Here is a 14,387-nt window from a genome sequence, read left to right on the forward strand (position 1 = left end):
ATCTCCTTCGCCTTCGCCGCGTCAACATGCCGCTGAACCTCCTCGGCGGTGACGGAGGCCCCGCAGGGGCCGGCATGCCAATCACTTGACATTTTTAATCGTCGTTAGATTAATATAGTCGGAGAGCCTCTCGTTCACCGCCTGTCGGCTACAGATCGTCCGAGTGGCCGCTGTTCAGCACATATTGCCCTCACCGACTAGCACAGCAGGTCACCGACTCGACCCGATCGACGCCGTGGTCAGCCAGAGATCCGCGCCGCCGGGTAGCTCTGACTCAAAGAAGGGACCCTTGATGGACGCGAGTGCTTTTACACTCACCACCGACCAGGCTCGAATCGTGGCCGCCGCAAAAGAGTTCGGCGAGAAGTGGGCACCGTTCGCCACCGAGATCGACCGGAACGATTCGGCCCCCGTAGCCGACATGATCCGTGACACCGTGGACCTCGGCCTATCCGGTCTCACGATTCCCACCGAGTTCGGCGGCCGCGGGCACGATGCCATCGAATTCTCCCTTGCAGTCGAGCAGGCATGCCGCTCGATGAAATCGTGGATGGCGGGCGACATTCTCTTCGCTACCACTTGTACCGGACCGTCGGTGATCATGATGAGCGAGAACGTCGATGCGCATGCCCGCTACCTACCTCAGATTGCTGCCGGCGAGCGGACCGCTGCCATTGCCCTCTCGGAACCGAACCACGGTTCGGCCGTCACCGATATCGAGACTACGGCGGCCTTCGACGGGGACGACATCGTCATCAACGGATCCAAGCGGTTCATCACCGGGGCGCCTGATTACGACGTGTACGTCGTATTCGTCCGATTAAACAACACCGAGGGCATGAAGGGCATCGGCGCGGTCGTCGTCGACAAGACCTCTCCCGGGTTCTCCCTCGGCAACGGTCCCGAGTACATGGGCTCGCGGGGGTCGCCGCACGGCGAGTTGTTCTTCGACAACTGCCGTGTCCCACGTGGCAATCTGTTGATGGGCGAGGGCTCCTTCGCCCATCTGATGCAGGCCTTCAATGTGGAGCGACTGTATATCTCATCGATGTGCCTCGGCCTTGCGCAAGGCGCGTTCGACGAGGCGGTCGCCTACTCGCACGACCGCGAACAATTCGGACGCCCGATCAACGAGTTCCAAGCCGTGTATCACATGATCGCCGAGATGTGGACCCAGATCGAGTCGGTCCGCTACCTCACCTACAAGGCCGCGTTGACCGCCGAACGCGGAAAGGTTCCCAAGGCGCTCGACGTTTCCACCGCCAAGCTGCACGCCGCCGATATGGGTCGCGACGTGTGCTGGAAAGCCATGCAGATACTGGGCGGTAACGGTTTGGTGACCGGCTTCCCGCCCGAGCGTTGCTTCCGGGATGTCATCGTTTCCTCGATCGCCGGTGGCACGACCCAGGTGCTGAAGAACACCATCGCCGCTCAGCTCCTGGGTAAGAGGCTCAACCAACGTGGCTGAGTCGTCGCCCGACGCCAGACGCGTACCGCCGACGCTGTCGGATGAACCCGTGCAGAGCCGACAGGAACTTACGCCTGTCGGCCTCGCACGTCGGGAAGAAATCCTGCGAACCGCCACCCGACTCTTCGCTACGCGTGGCTTTCACGCGACCCGGATGAATGACATCGCCGACGCGGTGCACATCAACAAGGCGTCGCTGTACTACTATTTCAGTAGTAAATCCGTTCTCCTGTATAACATCTTCTGGCGGTCCGGCCGGATACTGGAGTCGGCGACACGAACCGACCGTGATTGGTCGCCCTCCTATGGACTTAGCCAATGTACGAACAGAATCGCGCAGGCTGTCATCGCCGACCCACACGGGGCGGCGGTCTACTTTCGCGAAAGCCTGTACATCGGCGAATATTTCACGGACGAGCAGCTAGCCCGGGTCCGCCGCTCGGAGAGCGCTGTGCTGCAGAACATCTGCGACCAGATCGGCCGCGGTATCGAGTCGGGTGAGTTTCGTGAGTGCGATCGGCATACCGTCGCCACGGCTTACCTGAGTACTCTTCTCGCCGCGCACCGATGGCTCCCAGTCGACCGCGTCGAGGGCGCCGAAGCCTCGGCCGTGCAGTTGGCCGATCTCATTGTCCGCGGCCTTTCACTGGGCAAGCGGTCGGGGCGAGCCGCTTAACTTCCGACCGGCACGATCATCAGAGTGGTCCGCGTGGTGCTGTCACCGCTCCGGGCGACCAATTTCGCCGTCGGCGTCGCGCCGTGGTCTGTCAAGCGGTCGCCAACGACCAACTGAACCCGGGCAACGATATCTCGAATACGTGATTCCTCGTCGCTACCCTGAAATCCGTTGGCCCACGACCACAGCGAGGCCGCCAGTGCTGTCGGCAGTGCCACCCCGCTGCTGGCAAAGCCGGCAAGAAGGTCGCGTATCACCGCCTGCGCCTCCCCCGCACCGAGCTTCGCGCACAACCACGAATTGGCGCAATCGTCCAGGAAACTGCCTGCGGCCTCCAGGAGTGCCCAAGCAAAACAGTCTTCCTCGACGCTGTTCATCGCACGCTCTCGCTACCCGTCGATACCGGGATGGACAGCGTGGGCGCGTCGCCCACGCCGTGCCGGCGCGCGCCTTCGAGGTCGTCGAGGATCGCCTCCTGGGCGGCCGGCGGCAGAGTATGCAGGATCTCGCGGACCCGGGCCTGCCGACGCAACACACCCTGACGCTCGGGCATACCCGGAGTGGCCGACAGCTGCGGCGGCACACCCTCGATCTCCTCCACACCACCGTCATGCTGACCGGCCTCCAACATCGCAGCCTCAGCCGCCGCAGTCGCCTCGTCCTTCTCCTCCGACATACCGATCGGGCCGATCCGGCGACCGTTGAGGAACTGCTTGACCACCGGCTCCTCACTGGTGAGCAGCACCTCGCGCGGACCGAACATCACCAACTGCTTACGGAACAACATCCCGATGTTGTCCGGCACCGTGCGGGCGATGTTGATGTTGTGCGTCACGATCAACACCGTCGCATCAATCTGGGCGTTGATATCGATCAGCAACTGCGACAGATACGCAGTACGCACCGGATCCAGACCCGAATCCGGCTCATCACACAGGATGATCTTGGGATCCAACACCAGCGCACGGGCCAGACCGGCACGCTTGCGCATACCGCCGGAGATCTCACCTGGGAACTTGTGCCCATCATTGGGCATACCGACAAGCTCGAGCTTCTCCATCACAATCGAACGGATCTCGGACTCGGACTTCTTCGTGTGCTCACGCAACGGGAAAGCGGTGTTGTCATAGATGTTCATCGACCCGAACAGCGCACCATCCTGGAACAACACCCCGAACAAGGTCCGGATCTCATAGAGCTCCTTGGCCGAACACTCCAGGATGTTCGTGCCATCGATGACGATCGACCCGCGCTCGGGGCGCAGCAATCCGATCAGCGACTTCAGGAACACCGACTTACCGGTACCCGAGGGGCCCAGCAGAACGCTGACCTCACCCGCGGGAATCGACATCGTGACGTCCTCCCAAATCCGCGACGGACCAAAGGACTTCGTCAGATCCGTGACATCGATCTGAACACCCATACTTCACTTCACCTTTTCAACGTTGGCTTGGGATCTGACTGCGCGTCATATACATCCGCTCGCGCAGGGATCCGCCGGGGCCACCGACTCCGGCACGAGCACAGTGTTCGCGCCGGCCGGCAGCTGCTGTGTGTAGTCCACATCGCCTTCCAGATCAGGAGCAATCGGCATGAAGCGGCACAGCAGCGAAACAGCCAACGCACAGGGATCTTCCGCGTGATCCGTGCCCTCTGGTGGCACCAGTTGCACCACTCCGGCGGCCACGACCACCGCCAGCACACCGCCGGCCAGACGCTTGACCGCGGCGAGTGCCATTATCCTGCACCTCATTTGATCGAATTGACGAGGTCGCCCGACATGGCAGACAACTGCGGGCCCCAGGTGCCCCAGTCGTGCTGCCCGCCGGTGGGGATATCAAAATGTCCGTTGGCGCCGCCGATCGCCCGATACTGGGTGTAGAACGACCGGTTGCTGCCCTGTGCCTGGTCGCAGTAGCCGATCATGGCGGCGGGATCACTGCATTCGAGTGCGGCCGGACTGAAGATCCACAGTCGGGTGTTGTTGTCGACCAGTGTTTGTGCATGCACACTCGGGTCGTGCCATTTCCAGCGACCCAGCTGCGCTGCGCCCCACATGGCCTGGGTGTTCACCCCGCCGAAGCGGGCCAGGCCGGCCGTGATGGCGCCGTTCAACGCCGTCGCCGACGGTGTCATGAAACCGGACATCGAGCCCGCATAGCGGAACCGGTCCGGGTGGAAGGCGGCGAGCGTGACTGCGGCCGTTCCGCCCTGTGCTGCACCGACGATGCCATGCCCGCCCGGCGCCAGACCCTTGTTTGCGGCGAGCCAGTTCGGCAGCTCGGTGGCCAGGAACGTCTCCCACTGTTTGCTGCCGTCCATCTCCCAGTTGGTGTACAGGCTCCAGGCACCACCTGCCGGCGCGACGACCGAGACTCCCCTTCCGGCGAGCGTGCTGAATGCGCCCGCGCCGACCCAGTTGCTCACCTCCGGTCCGGCGTTGAACGCGTCGAGAAGATAGACGGCATGAGGCCCACCGGCCTGAAAGGTGACCGGGATGTCGCGGCCCATCGCGGCCGACGGCACCATCAGCGTTTCGACGCTGTCGGCCCGCGCCTCGACTGCTGTCCACAGGCAGAGCCCAACGATCACCGCGAAGACAGCGCGCAACAGGCGCGTGACAGTCCTCATACTGGTCTCCTTTGAAGGTGGATCGGCTGGTCGCTCAGCGATCAGATCGGCGGGTATGCGGGCGGTGGGTAGGTGCCACGCAGTGCCCACGGCAACCAGTTGAAGAACATCTCGAGTTCGTCGCTCGCGTCGTAGTCGGGAACGGGATCCACCAACAAACTCCGATCTGTCTCGCACGTCATAGCGGGACGCGTTCCATCAGCAGATCACATAGGCACCGGATTTTCTAGTCGTGAATAAAAACTGACTGCTGTCAGACCTTCGGACCGGGAACGGAAGAAGGCGAAGGAGGCCAAGCCAGGCCACGACAACTGCTCAGGCTTCGATATCGACTATCTCGATAAGCCGCAGTAGATCGCGGAAGATCGCCTCCAGACCTTCCAGGTCGGGCGCAAGAGCGGCCTGCTCGTAGCCGACGAGCAGGTACAGCGCCGCATCCGCAAACCGGTTCGCGCGTGCCTCGTCGGCACCGAGCTGCCGAGCCGAGTCCAGGACGACCCGACGCCGCAGCTGATCCACTTCGGACTGAATGACCGCCACGTCCGCGTCCACTCGGCTCCAGGCTCGGATTGCACCCTCGGCGGTATGATTCAGGTGTAACCCCACCTCGACCAGTCGCTCTATCCGACGGCGCGGATCCGGTTCGGCGCCTATGAGATTCAGCTTCGCAAGGGTGCCGTTGTCTTTCCAGTACAGAATCAACTGACTCCGATAGTCAGCCCAGCTGGAGAAGAAGTGGTAGAACGACCCCGAGGTCACACCCAACCGCCGGCACACCTCAGCCAGCTTGAGATCGAGATGCCCGCGATCGGCCAAGACCTCCAGACCCGTCACCATGTAATCGTCACGGGTCATGTCGGGTCAGGCCGCCCGACCGCGGCCCACGCTGCGACCATCCGACTATTCTAATCCATGATAAATAATCATGTGGCGCCGTCGTCATTCACAGGGAGCGTCGCTACACCTGGGCATGCACCCCACCAGAAGGGCACCCTCATGGAGATCCAACAATCCACTGGCGCCGCATCCCGCGGTCCAGGCGTGTCAACGCAACCCTCCGCGGTGTTCGACTGGCTGACGCGGCACGGCGTGGCCGCCACACCTCCCCTGGCGATGACCCGAGTCGGCATCGGGCAGTCGAACATCACGTCCCTCATCGTCGACGGCGCGGGATCCGAATGGGTGTTGCGCGAACCTCCGCACGGCGCGCCGAGCGGATCGCACAACCTTGTTCGCGAGGCCGGCATCCTGCAGGCTCTGTCCGGGTCAGATGTGCCGACTCCTCGGGTGATCGGGACGGGCGAAAGCGTGGATGGTTCGCCATTCTTGGTGATGGAGCGTGTCGCGGGTTCCGCGCTGGAGACAGCCGAGCAGGCCGGCGCCCTCACTCGCGAACAGCGTTATCAGCTCGGTGTGTCGGTGGCGACAACCCTAGCCAAACTGCACTCGATCGAACCGGGGATTCTTGGCATCCCGACATCTCGCAGCCCCTACCTGGTGCGGCAGATTCACCGTGTCGCGACGGCTTGGGCACACGTCCGTTCCCAGAGTCGCTACGACGCCGACTGGCAGGCCATGCATACAAAGCTGGTCGACCGACTCCCCCCGAGTCCGCCCCAGGTGATCATGCACGGTGACTACCGATTGTCGAACTTGCTCGTAGACCGGGGGCAGATCGCCGCCGTACTCGATTGGGAACTGTGCACCGTCGGTGATCCCCTCGCCGATCTTGCGTGGCTGCTCGACGACTGGCGAACGGCCGACGAGCCCGCGATCGTGATGCCCAGCCCTACCCGCGCAGGCGGCTTCCCCGACCGCGCCGAGATGATCTCCGTGTACCAGAAAGTCGCCGATATTCGCGTCGACAACCTGGATTACTACCGTGCGTTTTCGCAGTGGCGCGCGGCAAGTTTGTTGGAAGGGGTACGAGCCCGGCGACTTTCCGGAGCCATGGGTTCACATGCCGCGATCGACCCCGAGGAACTCGAGCGCACCGTCGGGATCCTGTTGAACTCGGCGGCCGATCACCTTCGACTTGCCGGGTAGGCGCCTATTCGGCGGGCACCTCGGCGATGCCGTGCCGAATGATCGACTGCGCGTTCTCCACCACCGCCTCGACCGATCCGCGCCGGGGATTCCACCACTCCACCGCCCAGTTCAGCGCACCGAGGACCAGCATCTGCGCGATGTAAAGGTCAAGCTCGGGGCGCAGCACTCCATCACGAGCAACGTCGTTGATCAGCCTGCGCCAGACGTCACCGTAGCGTTCCTCTTCGAGGATCTGGCGTTTACGAATACTCTGCGGTACCTGGCCCGAGTTCCGGATGGCCGCCGTGGTGTAGTGCGAGATCTCCAGCTCGTGCCGCAGATGGGCTTCTGCAGCGATGAGCAGCCGCTCCAGTGACGGGCTCCCATCGGGAACCTTCTCCAGGACGGACACGACGTGCTCACGCATATCGGCGATACCCGACCACATCACTTCCTCGATCAGCTCATCCCTGGACGGAAAGTAGTAGTAGATGGCGGGAGCCTGCAGGTCCGCTTCGGCGGCCACGTCGGTAAGACGAAGACCGGCGTAGCCTTTTTCGGACAGCACACGTGCCGCGGCGTCGAGGATGCGAGAACGTGTCAACGCCGACTTAGATTCTGCGGTCGCTGGCTCGACGACCACCTCTGCCGCCGCGGACAGCCGATTGTTTCGCCTAGCCATCCGAACATAGTAAGTCCGAACTGTTCAGATCGGTCGTTGACGCTCCCGCGTGGTTCCCGCTGGAGTATGCCGTCAGTGGTCCCGTCGTTCCACCTGCTGGCCGGTACGCCGCCGCGGGGTAGACCCGCCCGCCAACCCCGCGACCTAGTTACCGCACTACTGAAGAGCCGACGAGCTTTTTCGACCACCGTCTTAATCTCTAGTAAAAAATGCTTGACCAGAGAAGCCGGATTGCGCACAGTAGGTAGGTGACGTACCTCGGCGGGCAACCATCAGAACTTGATCGCAACCGGCGCACACGCGTCCGGGCCGCGCACGCGCTCGGAGTTCTGACGATGCTGGCCCTTCCGACCGCCCTGGTGCCGGCAACCGCCGGCGCCGACGCGGTCGCCTACCTCGTGAACGTCACAGTTCGCCCTGGCTACGGATTTCCCAATGCCGACGCGGCGTTGGCATACGGGCACTCGCTCTGCGACAGGGTCGAGTCGGGAACCCCGTACGGGTCGTTGATATCTCAGGTCAAACGCGACTTCAACACGACCGATGACTATCAAGCCTCGTACCTCATCACCCAGGCGGCCAACGAGCTGTGCCCCGGCGCGATCTGGCAACTACGCAATTCAGCCGCGGGCTACCGCCCCGGATCGGAGTAATCAGATGGGCCACGCGATCTCGTCCGAGGCACACACCCGTCGACCACGTCGGGCAATTCTCGCCCTGGCGCTCGCCACCACCATCGCAGTTTCGTTGGCACCCAACGCAAGTGCCGATAACCGCAGGCTCAACGAAAGTGTCATCGCCAACGTCTACACGGTGCAACACCAGGCAGGCTGCACGAACAACGTGGCGCGCCAAGCTCAGCTGCAGCTGGCCGCCGAGTGGCACGCCCGCGACCTGATGGAAAACCGCGCGCTCAACGCCGACGTGGGATCGGACGGATCCACCCCCGCACAGCGCGCCGAAGCCGCCGGCTACCGCGGCATCGTTGCGCAGACTGTCGCGATCAATCCAGCGCTGGCGATCAGCGGAATCGAACTGATCAACCAGTGGTACCACAACCCGCACAGCGTCGCGATCATGCGCAACTGCGCCAATATTCACATGGGCGTGTGGTCGGAGAACAGCCTGGATCGGACCGTTGTTGTCGCGGTATACGGCCAACCTGGCTGAGCCTCACAACCCGAGGCTCCAGATCGTCACACAGGCTGCACGCGACACCAGAGAAAGCAGACAATGACAATTGCCCACAACAACTCTCCCACCGCGACGTGGTGCCTGATAGGTGATCAGCGATCAGTTGAAGGTCGGTTCGGTTTGCGGGATTGCGCACCGACCGATGCCGGTGGAAACCGATGCGCCCTGCCGATCCGGCCGTGGGCACGCGACGGACAACATCGGCTGCGGGTCGGTCCGTTGATGGTCCTTGCCGATCACATACTCGGTGAGCTGCCCTACTTGCGTCGGCCGTCTCGAACCTGGTCGCTCACAGCCGAACTGACGCTCGATGTCGTCGGTGACCTGTCGAACGCCGAGGCACTTGTCGCACGAGCGCACAATGTCACCACCGGCACCGAGTCCCTCACCCAATGCCGAATCACCGACCAGGACGACGAGCTGCTAGCAGTGGGGAGCGCCCGTTGCGTCTACATACCGGCAACAGCGGAGGACCCCCATGCCGATGTCTCGGCCGCGCCGCCACCACTGTCGAACTCGATGAACATCGAGGAACTACTGGGGCTCGAATACAAACACCTTTCCGACTCCACGGAGGTGACCCTCTGTGAACCCGGCGGCTGGGTCAACGGATTCGGAATCATGCACGGCGGCGTGTCAGCCTGCGTAACCGAAGTCGCCGCCTCGGCTCACATTCAACGGGCGAACCCGGACCTGCTCGTAGCGCACGTTCAGACCAACTTTGTCCGCCCGGTGGTCGTCGGTGCGCCCTACACGGCGAAGGCACGGGCCCATCACATCGGTAGGTCATCAGCCGTCGTCGAGGTGCTCGGCTTTGGCGGAGGCGGTGAGCTGTGCACGGTGTCGACCGTCACCGCACGACGGCCCGGCAGGCACCCACGGTCCGCAGAGCACACCTCATGAGCCCCGTTTTGCAATCGGGTGATGTCGTGCGGGCTGCCACGCTGATTCGCGCGACACCGGAGCAGGTCTTTGCCGTCGTATCCGACATCCGCAGAATCCCCGAGTGGAGTCCTGAGTGCATCCGCACGGAGTGGGTCGCTGCGGACGAGTTCCGAGGCGTGAACCGCCGCCGATTCGGACGATGGTCGACGCACGCCAAGATCGTCACGGCAGAGCCGGGCCGGCGTTTCGAGTTCGCCGTGCAGCTTCGCGGATCGGACTTCACCAGATGGAGCTACGGGATGGAGACCGCAGCGGAGGGATGCCGTCTCATCGAGGAAATGCGGATGTGTGTCGATCTACCGTTCGCCGCGTTGGCCTTCGAACGAATCGCGCTGCGTGTCAAGGATCGTCGTAGCGATCTTCAGGGCAACATCGACCAGTCGCTGCAACGGCTACGGCAGATCATCGAGGCTGAGTACACCCCGCGAGGCCCGGAGATCAACCCATGAGATCGCCGGAGACACCCGACTACATCGTCGTCGGGGCGGGGTCGGCGGGATGCGTCGTCGCCTCCCGGCTGGCAGCAGCGGGCGCTGACGTGGCACTGTTCGAAGCAGGCGGGACGGACCGACGCCCGGACGTCCGTCTACCGATCGGGATCATGAGCCTGTTCGCGACCGCCAACTGGCGCTATCCAACGGCTCCCGATCCCAGCAAGAACAACAAACCGAGCGCCTTTGCCGGCGGACGCATCGTCGGCGGCAGTGGCTCCATCAACGCCATGGTCTATGTGCGTGGGCGGGCCGAGGATTTCGACGGGTGGCAGCGCGGGGGCGCCACCGGCTGGAGCTACGACGATGTGCTGCCGGCCTTCAGATCGATAGAGAACTGGGCAGGCGGCTCCGACAGCCATCGGGGCACGGGCGGCCCGATCGATGTCACCTGGTGCGGTCATCGGCATCCGCTCGATCACGGCTTCATCGCTGCCGCGGTCGAAGCCGGCTATGCCCACAACCCGGACCAGAACGGCAGCACCCAACTCGGCGTCGGCCCAGCCCAGGTCAATCAGCGTCATGGTCTCCGCTGCTCTGCTGCAACGGGATTCCTGCGAAGCCTGCCGAGTGACCGGCGGCCGCGGCTGCACACCCGCACACCGGTTCAACAGGTCCTGGTCGAAAAGGGGCGCGCCGTCGGCATCGTGGCGCAAGGACGACTTGTGCGGGCGGCGCAAGGGGTCATCCTGGCCGCCGGCGCGATCGGGTCACCGGCACTGCTGATGCGCTCGGGCATCCGAGCACGCGGCAGGGTCGCGGACCTACCCGGCGTCGGCCAGAATCTGCACGACCACCTGGTCGTAGCGCAGCACTGGGCCTCCCGTGTCCCGACCGTCAACTCGATGAATCCGGTACGCGCGATTCGGGCGGTCGGCTCGCTGGTCGCCAGCGGAACCGGTGCGTTGACCACCACACCGTTCGAGGCGCAGCTGTTCACCGACGAATTCCAGATCGCCATCTCGCCGGTTCATTACCAGCTCGATCCGATCCGGGGCCGCGCCCGGGTCGACCGCCAGGATGCCTTCACCGTCTATACCGTTCTTCTGCAACCCGAGTCGCGCGGGCGAATAGAACTTCGCGACGGCAAGCCGGTGGTCCAGCACGCCCGACTGTCGCAGGCCGGTGACCGGGACCGACTCCTGGCCGGCACCGCGCTCGCGCGTGATCTCATCGAATCCACGTCGGCCATGCGGGGTATGACCGGCACATACCTCGACGGCGATCCTTCAGCGGGTCCGGAGTGGTTGGCCGTCAAGGAATCCAGCATCTACCACGCGGTCGGCACCTGCCGCATGGGCACCGACGGCGACACCGTCGTCGATCCGCACCTGCGCGTGCACGGGATCGAAGGGTTGCGTGTCGTCGACGCATCCGTCATGCCGTCCATCACGTCGGGCAACACCAACGCGCCGTCCATGATGATCGCCCACCGGGCAGCCGACCTCGTGCTGCACGGCTGACCCCATTTCCATACCAACTCCGAGGATCGTTACACCCTGTGAATGACGGCACCCAACGACCACAACGTCGCCGACGCTCGATAGCCATGACCCGCGACGAAGTCGACAGCTTCCTTGCGCAACAACGCACCTGCCGGGTCGCGACGGTCAGCCGGTCCGGCCAGCCGCACGTCACTCCGCTGTGGTTCGCCTGGGATGGCGCGGCACTGTGGTTGTACTCCATAGTCGACAGCCAGCGGTGGACCGACCTCACCCACGACGCGCGGATATCGGTCGTTGTCGACGACGGCGCCGCCTACGGCGAGCTTCGCGGCGTGGAGATCGTGGGCACAGCGATGGTTGTCGGTGAGGTGCCCCGAACCGATTCGGCCAACCCGGAGCTTGCGGCTCCGGAGCGCCTCTTCTCCGAAAAGTATTTCGCGGGAACGGAATTTGTCAGCGACGGGCGTCACGCATGGGTACGGATAACGCCGACGACCGCGCGGAGCTGGGATTTCCGTAAGATCCCGGCCAGACCGTCACCCTGATTTCGGTGTGGTGATCAGCGCCGGGCCGGCGGAGCTGTGGCGATCAGATTGCCGGCAGCATGTTCACCGCTGACGACAGCGGTCTCGACGCCCAGGTGCGCCAGGTAGTCGCCTGCCACTGCGATTCGAGGCGGCATTGCACCACGAAGACGGCTCATGGCCCGGTAGTGTCCGGGCGGACAGGTGGCCAGGGCGCGCTCTGAACGGAAGACCTCCGCCTCCGGCTCGGGCGCCCCGTCTCCGAGGATCTTCGCGACGTGTCGCAACGTGGCCTCTACGAGCTCGCCGTCGGACAGCCGGCGAGTCGATTCGCTGGAGAAGTACGAGTTCGTCATACGGGCACCAGCCGGCACCAGCTCCTTGGCGTTCCGGGATGTCTTGACGATGGTGCCGAGGATGTCCCGCGGCCCAGCTCCGATGGGCAGGAGCATCTCGAATTCACTGTTCGGCCAAGGATCCTTGCGCCAGCGTAGATTGACGTGGGCCATCGATGCGTACGGGACCGACCGCAGCGACTGTGCGAGGTCCGGTCCGATCTGTCCGTCGAGGAGGCTCGCGGTCTGCGGGGCATCCGTGGCGATGACGACGCCGTCGGCACGGACCACCTGGCCATCGGTCGTCCTGACCACGACCTCCTGCCCGTCGACTTCCACACCCGTGACCTGGGTGTCGAGTCGAACGTCGACTTTAGCCGTCAGTGCCCGACACACCGACCCCATGCCCTCGACCGGCAGGAAGAACTTGGACCGGTGAGCCCGCTTCATGACGCCCTGCAGATAGGGCACCGACAGATCACGACAGTCGGTCCCGAACGAGGGTTCGATCAACGGGCGGACAAAGCACTCGAATAGATTGTCACCAAGTCGCTTTCGAGCCCACATTTCCATATTGTCGCCGGTGTCGAACTGTGCGAGACTCTCGGTCTCGAAAGGATCAGGTGCGGGACTGGCGATGATCTGTGCCGCACGCAACGCCAACCGCACCTTGTCCCGAACCGACAGCATCGGGAAGCGGAAGAACGACGGGATGTAGTCGTACCTGATCGGGTGCAGGACAGCGCCGTCCCATAGCCCGGCCAGCGGCGACCACGGTTGTACCACCCCGCCCCGTCCGACATCGTTGAGCAACCCGATTGTGTGGGTATAGGAATTGAGCAGGTAGATCGCTCCCACTTCGACTCCGAAGCCGTCGCGCTCGACGGTCCGGGTGCGTCCACCCAACTCTCCAGATGCCTCGAAGAGCGTGACTTCATGCCCTTCTCGGGAAAGCACCGCTGCCGCTGCACAACCTGCGGCACCACCACCCACTACCAGGTACACACGCACAACCTTTCACGAAAAAAGACACCGAGCCCAGCTCGGCGCACTAGGCAAACAGATAGAGCCCGATCAGCAGCACCGCAACCACCGCGTTCCACACCCCGAAGACCACTCGTAATGCGTTGGGCGCGTGACGAATCTCCATGAAGTACTGACCGACAAAATGAACCTTGACCGCCGCGATGGCGATGATTCCGATCGCCGCGTAGTTGTCCGGCAAGTTATGCCCGACGCCGAGGATCCAGGACGCGAGGGTCGCAGCGATCAGCAGAAACCAGACGACCGTGATCCGGTCACGAAGCAGACTAGTCAGCATCATTTCACCAAGTAGAGGAGCGGGAAGATCACGATCCACAGGAGATCGACCATGTGCCAGAAGCACGCGGAACCCTCTAGGTACCGCTGCTCCCGACCGTCGAGTGCGGGCCTACGCGTGAGCTTGACGACGAACAGCAGCAGTGCCAGGCCGATTGCCACGTGAAACAGGTGCAGCCCTGTCATCACATAGAAGTACATGAAAAAGTCGTTTGTGGCGGGGACCAGGCCGTGTGCAATCTTCTCGCTGTACTCGACCGCCTTGTTGGCCACAAAGATCAACCCACAGACGATTGCGCCGATGGTGAGCCACCGAGCCAGAGGCAGCGCACCACGACGCACCGCGCGCACCGCTGTGACCACGAGCAGTGAACTGGTGAGCAGCACCAGCGTATTGACAACGCCGAAGGTCTGATTCAACAGCAGCTGAGATTCGTTGAACTGAGCCACATCCTGGCCCCGGTAGTACAGGTACACGCCGAACAGCAGCGCAAATACCGTCATGTCACCGAAAATGAAGACCCACATGCCTTCTTCGCCGGGCAGGTGACGTTGCGGGTCCGACTTCTCCGCCGACGACCGGTCGTCGGCAGCTACCGGCGCGGAGGTCATCGGCCACCGCTGAAATACATACGGAAGCGGCGAGAT

General features: G+C 63.4%; 19 protein-coding genes. 9 read left to right on the forward strand and 10 right to left on the reverse strand.

Going from position 1 to position 14,387, the window contains the following annotated elements; genetic code table 11:
• The first annotated feature begins 292 nt into the window (after window positions 1-292).
• Both ACLBYA_RS19235 and ACLBYA_RS19240 read left to right on the forward strand, forming a co-directional pair.
• Entirely contained in the window at window positions 293-1,468 is a 1,176-nt protein-coding gene (locus ACLBYA_RS19235) for an acyl-CoA dehydrogenase family protein (protein ID WP_447711030.1), read from the forward strand.
• Complete coding sequence (locus ACLBYA_RS19240) at window positions 1,461-2,144, forward strand: TetR/AcrR family transcriptional regulator (protein ID WP_447711031.1); 684 nt, start codon at window positions 1,461-1,463, stop codon at window positions 2,142-2,144. The genes ACLBYA_RS19235 and ACLBYA_RS19240 overlap by 8 nt, the downstream gene beginning before the upstream one ends.
• On the opposite strand, the gene ACLBYA_RS19245 is transcribed toward ACLBYA_RS19240, so the two are convergent.
• The 6 genes from ACLBYA_RS19245 to ACLBYA_RS19270 all read right to left on the reverse strand — a co-directional run bounded on the left by ACLBYA_RS19245 (window position 2,141) and on the right by ACLBYA_RS19270 (window position 5,612).
• Entirely contained in the window at window positions 2,141-2,521 is a 381-nt protein-coding gene (locus tag ACLBYA_RS19245; protein ID WP_447711032.1) for a hypothetical protein, read from the reverse strand. The genes ACLBYA_RS19240 and ACLBYA_RS19245 overlap by 4 nt on opposite strands.
• On the reverse strand, window positions 2,518-3,567 hold the full coding sequence (locus ACLBYA_RS19250; protein WP_447711033.1) for an ABC transporter ATP-binding protein: 1,050 nt from the start codon (window positions 3,565-3,567) through the stop codon (window positions 2,518-2,520). Before ACLBYA_RS19250 ends, ACLBYA_RS19245 begins: the two co-directional genes overlap by 4 nt.
• Window positions 3,568-3,612: 45 nt before the next feature.
• Window positions 3,613-3,882, reverse strand: a complete 270-nt coding sequence (locus ACLBYA_RS19255; RefSeq protein WP_447711034.1) for a fibronectin-binding protein — start codon at window positions 3,880-3,882, stop codon at window positions 3,613-3,615.
• 11 nt (window positions 3,883-3,893) lie between these two features.
• Window positions 3,894-4,775, reverse strand: a complete 882-nt coding sequence (locus ACLBYA_RS19260) for an alpha/beta hydrolase-fold protein (protein WP_447711035.1) — start codon at window positions 4,773-4,775, stop codon at window positions 3,894-3,896.
• Window positions 4,776-4,816: 41 nt separating this feature from the next.
• Window positions 4,817-4,927, reverse strand: a complete 111-nt coding sequence (locus ACLBYA_RS19265) for a hypothetical protein (RefSeq protein WP_149443076.1) — start codon at window positions 4,925-4,927, stop codon at window positions 4,817-4,819.
• A 163-nt stretch (window positions 4,928-5,090) separates the two neighbouring features.
• Complete coding sequence (locus tag ACLBYA_RS19270) at window positions 5,091-5,612, reverse strand: TetR/AcrR family transcriptional regulator (RefSeq protein WP_447711036.1); 522 nt, start codon at window positions 5,610-5,612, stop codon at window positions 5,091-5,093.
• A gap of 204 nt (window positions 5,613-5,816) precedes the next feature.
• Between ACLBYA_RS19270 and ACLBYA_RS19275 the strand changes: the two genes are divergently transcribed.
• A complete protein-coding gene (locus tag ACLBYA_RS19275) occupies window positions 5,817-6,821 on the forward strand; it encodes a phosphotransferase family protein (RefSeq protein WP_447711037.1) in 1,005 nt (334 codons plus the stop codon).
• Between the two features lie 4 nt (window positions 6,822-6,825).
• On the opposite strand, the gene ACLBYA_RS19280 is transcribed toward ACLBYA_RS19275, so the two are convergent.
• On the reverse strand, window positions 6,826-7,485 hold the full coding sequence (locus tag ACLBYA_RS19280) for a TetR/AcrR family transcriptional regulator (protein WP_447711038.1): 660 nt from the start codon (window positions 7,483-7,485) through the stop codon (window positions 6,826-6,828).
• Between the two features lie 335 nt (window positions 7,486-7,820).
• Between ACLBYA_RS19280 and ACLBYA_RS19285 the strand changes: the two genes are divergently transcribed.
• The 6 genes from ACLBYA_RS19285 (at window position 7,821) to ACLBYA_RS19310 (ending at window position 12,105) form a co-directional block, all read left to right on the forward strand.
• A complete protein-coding gene (locus ACLBYA_RS19285) occupies window positions 7,821-8,138 on the forward strand; it encodes a DUF732 domain-containing protein (protein WP_447711117.1) in 318 nt (105 codons plus the stop codon).
• Between the two features lie 4 nt (window positions 8,139-8,142).
• Window positions 8,143-8,655 carry a CAP domain-containing protein gene (locus ACLBYA_RS19290; protein WP_447711039.1) on the forward strand — a complete coding sequence of 171 codons (513 nt, stop codon included), beginning with the start codon at window positions 8,143-8,145 and terminating at the stop codon, window positions 8,653-8,655.
• Between the two features lie 543 nt (window positions 8,656-9,198).
• A complete protein-coding gene (locus tag ACLBYA_RS19295; protein ID WP_447711040.1) occupies window positions 9,199-9,582 on the forward strand; it encodes a PaaI family thioesterase in 384 nt (127 codons plus the stop codon).
• A complete protein-coding gene (locus ACLBYA_RS19300) occupies window positions 9,513-10,073 on the forward strand; it encodes an SRPBCC family protein (RefSeq protein WP_447711041.1) in 561 nt (186 codons plus the stop codon). Before ACLBYA_RS19295 ends, ACLBYA_RS19300 begins: the two co-directional genes overlap by 70 nt.
• On the forward strand, window positions 10,070-11,578 hold the full coding sequence (locus ACLBYA_RS19305) for a GMC family oxidoreductase (protein ID WP_447711042.1): 1,509 nt from the start codon (window positions 10,070-10,072) through the stop codon (window positions 11,576-11,578). Before ACLBYA_RS19300 ends, ACLBYA_RS19305 begins: the two co-directional genes overlap by 4 nt.
• 86 nt (window positions 11,579-11,664) lie before the next feature.
• Window positions 11,665-12,105 (forward strand): pyridoxamine 5'-phosphate oxidase family protein, encoded by a 441-nt coding sequence (locus ACLBYA_RS19310; RefSeq protein ID WP_447711043.1) that lies wholly within the window; start codon window positions 11,665-11,667, stop codon window positions 12,103-12,105.
• A 14-nt stretch (window positions 12,106-12,119) separates the two neighbouring features.
• On the opposite strand, the gene ACLBYA_RS19315 is transcribed toward ACLBYA_RS19310, so the two are convergent.
• Genes ACLBYA_RS19315 through ACLBYA_RS19325 form a run of 3 tightly spaced genes read right to left on the reverse strand, consistent with a single transcriptional unit; the run spans window position 12,120 to window position 14,351 of the window.
• Complete coding sequence (locus ACLBYA_RS19315) at window positions 12,120-13,430, reverse strand: protoporphyrinogen/coproporphyrinogen oxidase (protein WP_447711044.1); 1,311 nt, start codon at window positions 13,428-13,430, stop codon at window positions 12,120-12,122.
• A 40-nt stretch (window positions 13,431-13,470) separates the two neighbouring features.
• The gene (locus ACLBYA_RS19320) at window positions 13,471-13,740 is read right to left on the reverse strand and encodes a cytochrome C oxidase subunit IV family protein (protein WP_447711045.1); all 270 of its coding nucleotides are present in this window, start codon (window positions 13,738-13,740) and stop codon (window positions 13,471-13,473) included.
• Entirely contained in the window at window positions 13,740-14,351 is a 612-nt protein-coding gene (locus tag ACLBYA_RS19325) for a cytochrome c oxidase subunit 3 (RefSeq protein ID WP_447711046.1), read from the reverse strand. Before ACLBYA_RS19325 ends, ACLBYA_RS19320 begins: the two co-directional genes overlap by 1 nt.
• Window positions 14,352-14,387 lie beyond the last annotated feature (36 nt).

It is taken from the genome of Mycobacterium sp. C31M (assembly GCF_053345865.1).